Below are 9,138 nucleotides of genomic sequence, written 5' to 3' on the forward strand. Positions count from 1 at the left end.
CAGTTCGGTTGTCCGGGAAACCTTCGGCGATGATCCGCAAACGCTACGTCAAGAGCGAGACATTGACCGTTTCGAGGCAAGCCACACCATTAACTACGGACTGGATTACTACTTCCCCAATAGTACGCTTACGTACGAAGGCGTGACGGAAATAGAAGGTGAAAACGACAGCGAAGTAACTACTAGCCGGCAGACTAATGCTCAAGAAGAACAGCTATTCTATAATGTTCGCGATAATACGGAAACCGAAGAAGATTTTGCCATTGATAATGCGCTCATTTACCAGCGTCAGTACCAACGCAAAGGGCAGGATTTAAGGCTTTCATTAAGCCATTCGTACCGCAATGGTAACGAGACCCAAGACGCTACCACTACTTCTCTAGACAATTCAGAAATAATGCCTAGTCGCCAGCGGGCTACTGATGATGGTGAACGTCACGTAGCCGTCGGTCAATTTGATTATACCCGCCCGTTTGACAATGATAATAAACTGGAAGTTGGTGCTAAAACAATTTTGCGCTCATCAGATTCGGACTTCACTTTTGAGAACTTAGACCCCGCTACTGAGGAGTGGGTTAATGACTTAAATACAAGTAATCGCTTCTTATACGGAGAACAGGTGTACGCTGCGTACGGAATCTACAGCCAAACACTAGGCAACTGGGAGCTTTCTGCCGGTAGCCGTCTGGAATACACTCGCATTGATACCGAACTAGAGACGACCGGTGAAGAAAACGACCAGCGGTACCTAGACATCTTCCCTAGCGCCAAAGCATTGTACAAGCTGAATGACAAAAATACGTTCAAGTTTACTTATAGTCGTCGCATCGACCGGCCCAGCTCTCGGCGCTTAAACCCTTTCCCGGATATTGCCGACACACTAAATGTTCGCTTAGGTAACCCCGCTCTACGGCCGGAGTACATTCAATCATTGGAATTGGGACATAAAATGACGTTACCTCGAACCGACCTCACCTCTAATCTATTTTATCGCCATACTACTGGTTTGGTAGACTGGTTAGTCAACGTAGACGAAAACGGAGTCTCTACCCGTCGACCCGAGAATCTAGCCAGTGGTACGGTATACGGTCTGGAGTTTATTGCGACTAGTCAGATTACTGAGTGGTGGGATATTAACGGAAGCGTATCGTTCTTCCGCGCTCTTATTGATGGAACCAACCTAGATAGTGATTTTACGAACGATGCCTTTGTTTGGAATGCTAAGTTTACTAGTAGCTTTGCGCTGCCCGCCGATATTAACATGCAACTAGTTGGAAACTACGAAGCTCCTGAGGCCGAAGCCCAAGGCTTTGATGATGCCCGCTACTACGCCGATTTAAGCTTTCAGCGGAAATTTAACGAGAAGAGCCAATTAAGCGTAAGCATCCGCGATATATTTAATACCTACCAATTTGGCAGCGAAGCACAAACCGACGAGTTTCGCCAATACTTTGTCTACAAACGAGATTCTCGGCAAATATTTGTCACTTACAGTTACACGTTTTAAAAGCAAATTTGGCTTAGTATATTGCTGAAAATTATAGGTTTTGGGGATTGGGTGCTAGGTCTTCCCGATCTACTAGAACCTTTTCGCAATATGATACATTAAGTACAGTCCCTAAACTAATCTTCAAATACTATGCAGCATTTAGCCCGACTACTACTCGGAATACTATTAGCTTCAACTTTCGCTTGTTCACCTAGTCTTCAGGCCCAACGCAAAAAAAAGAAAGATCAGGAAGAAACTACCGCTGACAAACCCAAAGATTCTCCTATTAAGCCTTATGCTGAGGTAATCACGGACGAAGCCGAAACTGATACCGGGCTGTTCTCGGTGCATAAAGTAATAGACAAATACTACTTTGAATTAGCGGACTCCCTGTTGGAACAAGAAATGCTGGTAGTTAGTCGGATTTCCGGGCACGTGAAGGGACTAAACTTCGGTGGTGCGGGAATGAAAAGCCGTCCGCAGCAAGTATTACGCTGGCAAAAGATGGATGATAAGATTCTGCTTCGCTCGGTGTCATATAACAGCGTAGCTAGTTTTGAGGACCCAATCTACCAGTCAGTTCGTAACAACAATTTTGAGCCGGTTATTATGGCTTTTGACATCAAAGCATACAATGGCGATACTACGGCCTACGTCATTGGTGTCAATTCACTGTTTACCAAAGATATCGCCATTATCGGGGCACTAACTGATCAGCAACGGGAAGACTTCGAGATTAAAGGGCTTGATCAGGAACGTAGTTTGATTACTTCGGCCCGAAGCTTCCCCCAAAATGTTGAAATACGGCACGTACTTACTTACAACGGAAATAAACTACCGGCTAATATACTGACCAACACACTCTCGGTAGAAATGAACCAGTCGTTTGTGCTACTGCCCGCTGACCCGATGGAACCTCGGCTGTATGACGAACGAGTAGGCTACTTCTCAATCAATCAGACTAACTATAGTTTAGATGAACAGCGGGCCGCGCAACGGCGCTACATTACTCGCTGGCGATTAGAACCAAAGGACACTGCCGCTTTCCAGCGAGGTGAATTAGTAGAACCCATTAAGCCCATTGTTTACTACATAGACCCAGCTACCCCAAGAAAATGGCGAGACTACCTTAAGCAAGGCATTGAAGATTGGCAACCCGCTTTTGAAGAGGCTGGATTTAAGAACGCGATCATTGCCAAGGAGCCACCCACTTCCGAAGAAGACCCGGAATGGAGTCCCGAAGATGTTCGCTATTCGGTTATTCGCTATATCACCACTGATATTCAAAATGCGCAGGGGCCCCACGTACACGACCCCCGTACCGGAGAAATTTTGGAAAGCGATATACTCTGGTACCATAATATTATGAATCTGCTTCGTAACTGGTACTTGGTACAAACCGCCGCCATCAATCCCGAAGCCCGGAATGTCAAATTTAAAGATGAAGTAATGGGCGAACTTATCCGCTTTGTAGCGGCTCACGAAGTTGGACACACGTTAGGCCTACCCCACAACATGGGTTCTAGCGTAGCGTATCCGGTAGACTCTTTACGCTCGCCAACATTTACCCAAAAAATGGGAACCGCTCCATCAATTATGGATTACGCTCGCTTCAACTACGTTGCCCAGCCCGAAGATGGCGACGTTGGACTGCATCCCCAAATTGGTCCATACGACCTTTGGTCAATTAAGTACGGATACTCGCCTTTATTGGATGCTAATTCTCCCGAAGAAGAACATAAGATTCTAAACGAGTGGATCAAAGAGCGCGCCGATGATCCGATCTATCGCTACGGGCAGCAACGCTACAATCCCGATGACCCTACTTCTCAAACAGAAGACTTGGGCGATGATGCGGTAAAAGCCAGTGAGTACGGTATTGCTAACTTAAAACGAATCCTTCCAAAGATTCTAGAATGGTCGAACGTAGAAGGAGAAGATTACGCTGAGTTGGAAGAACTCTACGACCAAGTATTAGCTCAACTGGGCCGATACATGCGACACGTAGGGACAAACGTGGGCGGAGTGTACGAGTATCGAAAAACCTACGACGAAGAAGGTACCGTATTTAGTCCGGTTTCTAAAGAGAAGCAAGTAGCGGCAGTAAACTTTCTAAATGAACAGCTTTTCCAAACTCCCAGTTGGTTGATTGATCCGGAAATTACGCAGCGCTTCGAGGGCGTCGGCACATTAGAGCGACTTCGTTCTTTTCAAGTAAGTACGCTGAACCGGCTATTTGAGGCGGATCGCCTGAACCGTCTAATTGAAGCGCAAGCAACTTCTGACCAGGAAACTTACTCCGTTTTAGATTTATTTGAAGATACTCGAGAAGGTATCTGGTCGGAGCTTTCAACGGGAGAATCTATTGATCCTTACCGGCGCAATTTGCAACGGGCTTATTTAGATAAGATGAAAACACTAATGGAATTGGAAGATCAAAAGTACGACCAAACCGATATTAAAGCGGTAACTCGCGCAATGTTAAACAACCTTCAGCAAAGTGTACAATCGGGACTAGGCCGACAACGTGATACTTTGTCGCGCTACCATTTGCAGGATGCGCGAAAGCGTATTGAGCTAATACTAAATCCTGAAGCATCTTAATACAGCTTTCGTATTGAAATAGGCTAAGAACGTGGCGAAAATATCTCAGCAGACACTTCCTACTAAAAGCGGTGAAACTATTGTTAGTTTTTCGATCTATCGCTTACTGGAATTAGCTCGTATTCTTAGTTTGGATGTAGTGCTGGGTGCGTGCGCGTCATCTTGGTTTGTTGCCCAACTGAGTGGAGTAACCATTGAGTCGGTCACTATTCTATCGTTGGGGGTTTGCGTTTGGCTAATTTACACGGCGGATCATCTGTGGGACGCCTATCAGCTTCAGCACCCGGCCCATACAGCTCGGCATAGTTTTCACCAACACTACTTTAGGGGTTTAGTCATTGTATGGCTGGTAATGGCAGCTTTGGGGGTAGCTCTACTTTTTTATATTCCGCCTTCTATCTTCCGTGGTGGTCTGATGCTGTTGGGCGGAGTAGTTACCTATTTTGTTGTTAATCATTTTATTAATTTTAATCAGATTGTGCCCAAAGAAATTTTAGCTGCGCTGCTTTACACTTCAGGTATTTTCCTTCCCGTGGCGGTCCAAATTGAGGATTTAGACTTGATTAGCTACTTAGTTTTCGGACAATTCTTTCTACTAGCTTTAGCCAATCTTACGCTTATCTCTTGGTACGAATTAGCGAGTGACCGGCTAGATGGTGCCCCTTCATTAGCCATTCAGTACGGTAGACCTAGCGTTCAACTTATTTCTATTATTTGCATTTTGCTATCTATAACCTTGGCAGTTTGGATGATATTAAATGCTCCCTTAGCATCTCACGTTGTAATGATAATGATGAGTCTTGTTTTAGGTAGTATTTGGACGTTTCCAGTTTGGTATGCTAAAAATAAGCGGTATCGTTGGGTAGCTGACGGTATTTTTCTCCTTCCGGCTGTTTTCTATCCATTCATTGCATGAGCCGTAGTTTTTCTTTTGATGTTGTTGCTCCGGTATACGACAAATTGGGCTATCTAGCCTTTGGAGGAACTATTCAGCGAGCGCAGCAATATTTTCTTAACACCATTTTGCCTCAATCTAAAGTATTAATTATTGGTGGTGGCAGTGGCAGTATTTTAGTTGATCTATTAGAAAAAGCTGTTCCCGCTCATATTACCTATGTGGAAGCTTCAACAGTCATGATAAAGCGAGCTAGGCAGAAGGTAGCTGATTATTGTTTGGCGAATCCTAAACGCCCCGTGCCAACCATCACATTTGTTCAGGGTACGGAGCGCGATGTTAATTCAACGGCAATGTATCAGGTAGTGATTACTAACTTTGTGCTGGATATGTATCAAGAGTCATCACTAGATAGTATGATACAACGTATTGATTCTTTACTCTCAGCAGACGCGGTGTGGATGTTTACCGACTTTCGCTATAGTTCGAGCCCCCTTAAGAGACTGTGGCAAAAACCACTTGCCCAATTTATGTATACTTTCTTTCACTTCACCGCTAATATTAGTCTTCAAGCACTGCCTGATTACGATGCTCATTTTCAAAAGGTAGGTTGGAAAGAAAGACAGCAGAAAAGCTTCTTCGGCGATTTTATCAGTAGTAAAATTTACACTCGTACTAAGTAGTTAAGTCAGCGCGATTTTTCTTCAAATAATCGATGAAATTCTGACAAGACCGTAGTAGTATTTGATAAACCTCTTCAAATCCATCAGCTTCGCTCCAATACGGGTCGGGTACATCTTTTGTATCGGCCTTATGATCAAAATCGCGCATAAGAAAAATCCTCTCATCAGACATATCATTGGGCAGTAAGCGTTTAATGTTGCTAAGATTACTTTGATCCATCGCCACGATGTAATCAAACTTATCAAAATCACTAGCAGTAAACTGACGCCCTTGGTGGTTCAATTCTAGCCGGTATTTATGGACAATATCCATAGTACGGGAATCCGGTGGCTCGCCAATGTGATAGTCAGAAGTACCGGCCGAATCGGAATCGATAAGTCCGCTTAGTCCAGTTTTCTCAACCGAACTATTAAAGACCGCTTCAGCCATCGGAGAGCGGCATATATTTCCGAGACAAACAAATAATACACGAATCATAGAGGCAACTGATTAGAATAATAAAGAAATTACCGAAAAATAGGTCTAAAATGGCTGTAAAATCACTTTTCAAAAAAATTTAGTTTTTTTTTATTGAAGGGGGTTACCTTTTGGGGCTTCGTAGTATATATAGGTACATAACACAAATTGTTTATTCATACACCTGTTTTAGCCAAGAAAACCTTCTTCAATGAGAAGGTTTTTCTTTTTTTGGGATGCCTTCCCTTTTTTAGCTACCGTTATTTGTCCACGAGCAAAAAAAAAGCCAACCCGAAGCGGGTTGGCCTTTCCATTCATTTACCCTAAAATCTAAAAATCATATTTATTTTTCTCAATAAGCTGATCGGCAATCTCCCGACGTAACTTCTTTACATTGTAAAGATCCATTTTGGTAAATCGCTTCAAGCCCATTAGCATTACTTTCTGTTCATCGCCTTTGGCAAACGAGATGATCGCTTCTTTTCCACTGGCGTCGATTTTTTCAACGGCTTCGTACAAATAAAGCTTCGCCATATTAATTTGCTGACGAGCCGCTTCTTCACCCCACAGGCCAATCAACTTTTCGGCACGTAGCAACGTGGACTCTGCCGCGTAGATTTCAATCATCATATCAGCGATACTCATTAGTATTTCTTGCTCGTGATCGAGTTTCATACCAAAATCCTGCGCCGCTTTTCCGGCTACCATCAGTACTGACTTCTTCAGATTTTTCAGTACTTCTTTCTCCTTAGCAAAAGCTCCGTCATAGCTTTTTCCGTTAAAATCCGGCACGGAAGTCAGCTCCTTAGCTACTGCCATAGCGGGCCCCATTAAGTTGAGTTCACCCTTCATGGCTCGCTTAATAGTCATTCCCACCAAGAGCATTCGGTTAATCTCGTTAGTACCCTCGTAGATGCGAGAAATTCGGGCATCTCGGTAAGCACGTTCCATAGGAGCGTCAGCCGAGAATCCCATTCCACCGTAGATTTGAACTCCTTCGTCCACGCAGTAGTCTAGCACTTCTGAGCCGTGTACTTTCATAATCGCGCATTCAATAGCAAACTGCTCCACTCCCTTTAGCTTGGCTTCATTTTCAGCCATGCCGTCGCTAATCAAAGCTTCAATTCGATCGTCAATATCTTGCCCCGCCCGGTAGCAGGCCGATTCAGTAGCGAAAGTTTTAGTAGCCATATTGGCTATTTTCGCTTTAATTGCCCCAAAGTTAGAGATGGATTGGCCGAATTGCTTACGGTCGTTAGCGTATTGAATAGAATCGGTAATTACCTGCTTACATCCCCCAATCACACCTGCTCCTAATTTAATACGACCAATATTCAGGATATTTACGGCAATTTTAAATCCGTTGCCCCGCTTTGAAAGCATGTTTTCTACCGGTACTTCGGTATCATTAAAGAACACTTGGCGAGTAGATGAACCCTTGATACCCAGCTTCTTCTCTTCTTCGTTCATAGTAAGTCCACTAAACGACTTTTCTACGATAAATGCTGTTAAATTTTTATCATCCTCAATACGGGCGAACACAATAAACAGGTCAGCAAATCCGGCATTTGATATCCACATCTTCTGCCCCGTAATTTTATAGTGGCTACCATCTTCAGACAAAACCGCTTTGGTTTTTCCTGAATTAGCATCGGAGCCAGCATCTGGTTCGGTGAGGCAATAGCAAGCCTTCCATTCGCCCGAAGCTAGTTTAGGTAAGTACTTTTCTTTCTGCTCTTCGGTACCGTAGTACAAGATAGGAAGCGTACCAATACCAGTATGTGCACCGTAGGCGGTAGAGAATGAACCGGCTGAGCCAACAACGTCCGCAATAAGCATAGAGGTATTGAAGTTCATGCCTAAGCCACCGTATTGTTCAGGAATGGCTACGCCCAATAATCCTAACTCTCCGGCTTTGTCTAACAGCGATGGCATAAAGCCTTCTTCCATACTGTCCATCCGCTCTACGTTAGGAGCAATTTCTTTACCGATAAAATCTTGGGTGGCTTCCGCCATCATTTTTTGTTCTTCGCTAAACTCTTCAGGAATGAAGATGTCTTGGGCTTCCGTTTCTTTCACTAAAAACTCGCCACCTTTGATCGTCTGTTTTTGCTCTAGGGTTTCCATATTCGTTATATTTTGACTTTATATGCTACAATTATCTGACTTACTCAGCACAAAGTACTCGTCATGCATAACAAATATACGGATAATCTGGAAAAAAGGTGTGCATGCATACTAATTATCATCAAATTTTTAATAGAAAAGGACGGCTCCTATAAGAAGTTGCCGGTAAATGTTTTAAACTTCAGACATTATTACGAAGTTTCTTAAAGGTGAGAAGACAATTAACTTATCTTAAGTGTTATCTAAATAAATATTAATCGCCAGATGCGTATCTCGCTTAGACAATGGTACAGGTATTTGAGTGTTAGTTTGTCCATTATCTGTCATTCGCTGCGAAGTGGGTCGAAACATTTTTATATTCATCTCGTTAAACTTTAAAAACTAAATATTATGGAAGCATCTACTCAAACTATTCAAGATTTAGGAAAAGAAATCGAAGCACTGGAAGCCCAATTGACCGGAGATATGTTCGCAGACATGGAAATCCGCGATAAGATTCATAACCTAAAAATGAAACAAACTGGTACCAAGCCAATGGATTCTCGGATTGACTGTGTAGGTTGTGGGAGCTAGTCTACATACTCAATGATTTAGCAAGGCCGAACTAGTTTCGGCCCATGTTTTTTTATTAAAAGTCTTAATATCATATCTGAAACTTCTGTATAGTGTTTTCGCTAAGAATATTAGTTTGTGTCATTTGGTCAGTGTGACTATCATTCGTTCAAAACCAAACTAAAACGATTTGATATTCGCTTAACTTCCAGAAGTTCGCACATAAAGGCTATCGGTAAGTGCTTTCTGTAATTTGAGTTAAATTTTACTACTTGTCTGTAAATGGCTGCAAATGTTTTCAACCATTTGAGCAGTTGAAAACGGCTACACA

At 43.1% G+C, this 9,138-nt stretch carries 7 protein-coding genes; 5 read left to right on the forward strand and 2 right to left on the reverse strand.

The window, feature by feature from the left end:
• The 4 genes from WBA23_RS20105 to WBA23_RS20120 all read left to right on the forward strand — a co-directional run.
• Positions 1-1,507 (forward strand): outer membrane beta-barrel family protein (locus WBA23_RS20105; protein ID WP_424584070.1); only part of this gene is annotated, 1,507 nt, incomplete at its 5' end.
• A 132-nt stretch (positions 1,508-1,639) separates the two neighbouring features.
• Positions 1,640-4,093 (forward strand): zinc-dependent metalloprotease, encoded by a 2,454-nt coding sequence (locus WBA23_RS20110; RefSeq protein WP_424584071.1) that lies wholly within the window; start codon positions 1,640-1,642, stop codon positions 4,091-4,093.
• A gap of 31 nt (positions 4,094-4,124) precedes the next feature.
• On the forward strand, positions 4,125-5,009 hold the full coding sequence (locus WBA23_RS20115) for a hypothetical protein (RefSeq protein ID WP_424584072.1): 885 nt from the start codon (positions 4,125-4,127) through the stop codon (positions 5,007-5,009).
• Positions 5,006-5,671 (forward strand): class I SAM-dependent methyltransferase, encoded by a 666-nt coding sequence (locus WBA23_RS20120; protein WP_424584073.1) that lies wholly within the window; start codon positions 5,006-5,008, stop codon positions 5,669-5,671. The genes WBA23_RS20115 and WBA23_RS20120 overlap by 4 nt, the downstream gene beginning before the upstream one ends.
• Here the strand turns inward: WBA23_RS20120 and WBA23_RS20125 are convergent.
• Both WBA23_RS20125 and WBA23_RS20130 read right to left on the reverse strand, forming a co-directional pair.
• Positions 5,664-6,149: a low molecular weight protein-tyrosine-phosphatase gene (locus tag WBA23_RS20125; RefSeq protein WP_424584074.1), complete on the reverse strand. Its 486-nt coding sequence runs from the start codon at positions 6,147-6,149 to the stop codon at positions 5,664-5,666. The two genes, WBA23_RS20120 and WBA23_RS20125, sit on opposite strands and share 8 nt — an antisense overlap.
• Before the next feature lie 309 nt (positions 6,150-6,458).
• Positions 6,459-8,255 (reverse strand): acyl-CoA dehydrogenase family protein, encoded by a 1,797-nt coding sequence (locus WBA23_RS20130; RefSeq protein WP_424584075.1) that lies wholly within the window; start codon positions 8,253-8,255, stop codon positions 6,459-6,461.
• 390 nt (positions 8,256-8,645) lie between these two features.
• Between WBA23_RS20130 and WBA23_RS20135 the strand changes: the two genes are divergently transcribed.
• Entirely contained in the window at positions 8,646-8,828 is a 183-nt protein-coding gene (locus tag WBA23_RS20135) for a hypothetical protein (protein WP_424584076.1), read from the forward strand.
• Positions 8,829-9,138: the final 310 nt, after the last annotated feature.

The sequence above is a fragment of the Tunicatimonas sp. genome (assembly GCF_049647865.1).
In the GTDB taxonomy this organism is placed as follows: Bacteria; Bacteroidota; Bacteroidia; order Cytophagales; family Cyclobacteriaceae; genus Tunicatimonas.

Coding starts and splice junctions, on each gene's coding strand:
- WBA23_RS20135 (WP_424584076.1), top strand. CDS start 8,646: ATGGAAGCATCTACTCAAACTATTCAAGATTTAGGAAAAGAAATCGAA.
- WBA23_RS20120 (WP_424584073.1), top strand. CDS start 5,006: ATGAGCCGTAGTTTTTCTTTTGATGTTGTTGCTCCGGTATACGACAAA.
- WBA23_RS20110 (WP_424584071.1), top strand. CDS start 1,640: ATGCAGCATTTAGCCCGACTACTACTCGGAATACTATTAGCTTCAACT.
- WBA23_RS20130 (WP_424584075.1), bottom strand. CDS start 8,255: ATGGAAACCCTAGAGCAAAAACAGACGATCAAAGGTGGCGAGTTTTTA.
- WBA23_RS20125 (WP_424584074.1), bottom strand. CDS start 6,149: ATGATTCGTGTATTATTTGTTTGTCTCGGAAATATATGCCGCTCTCCG.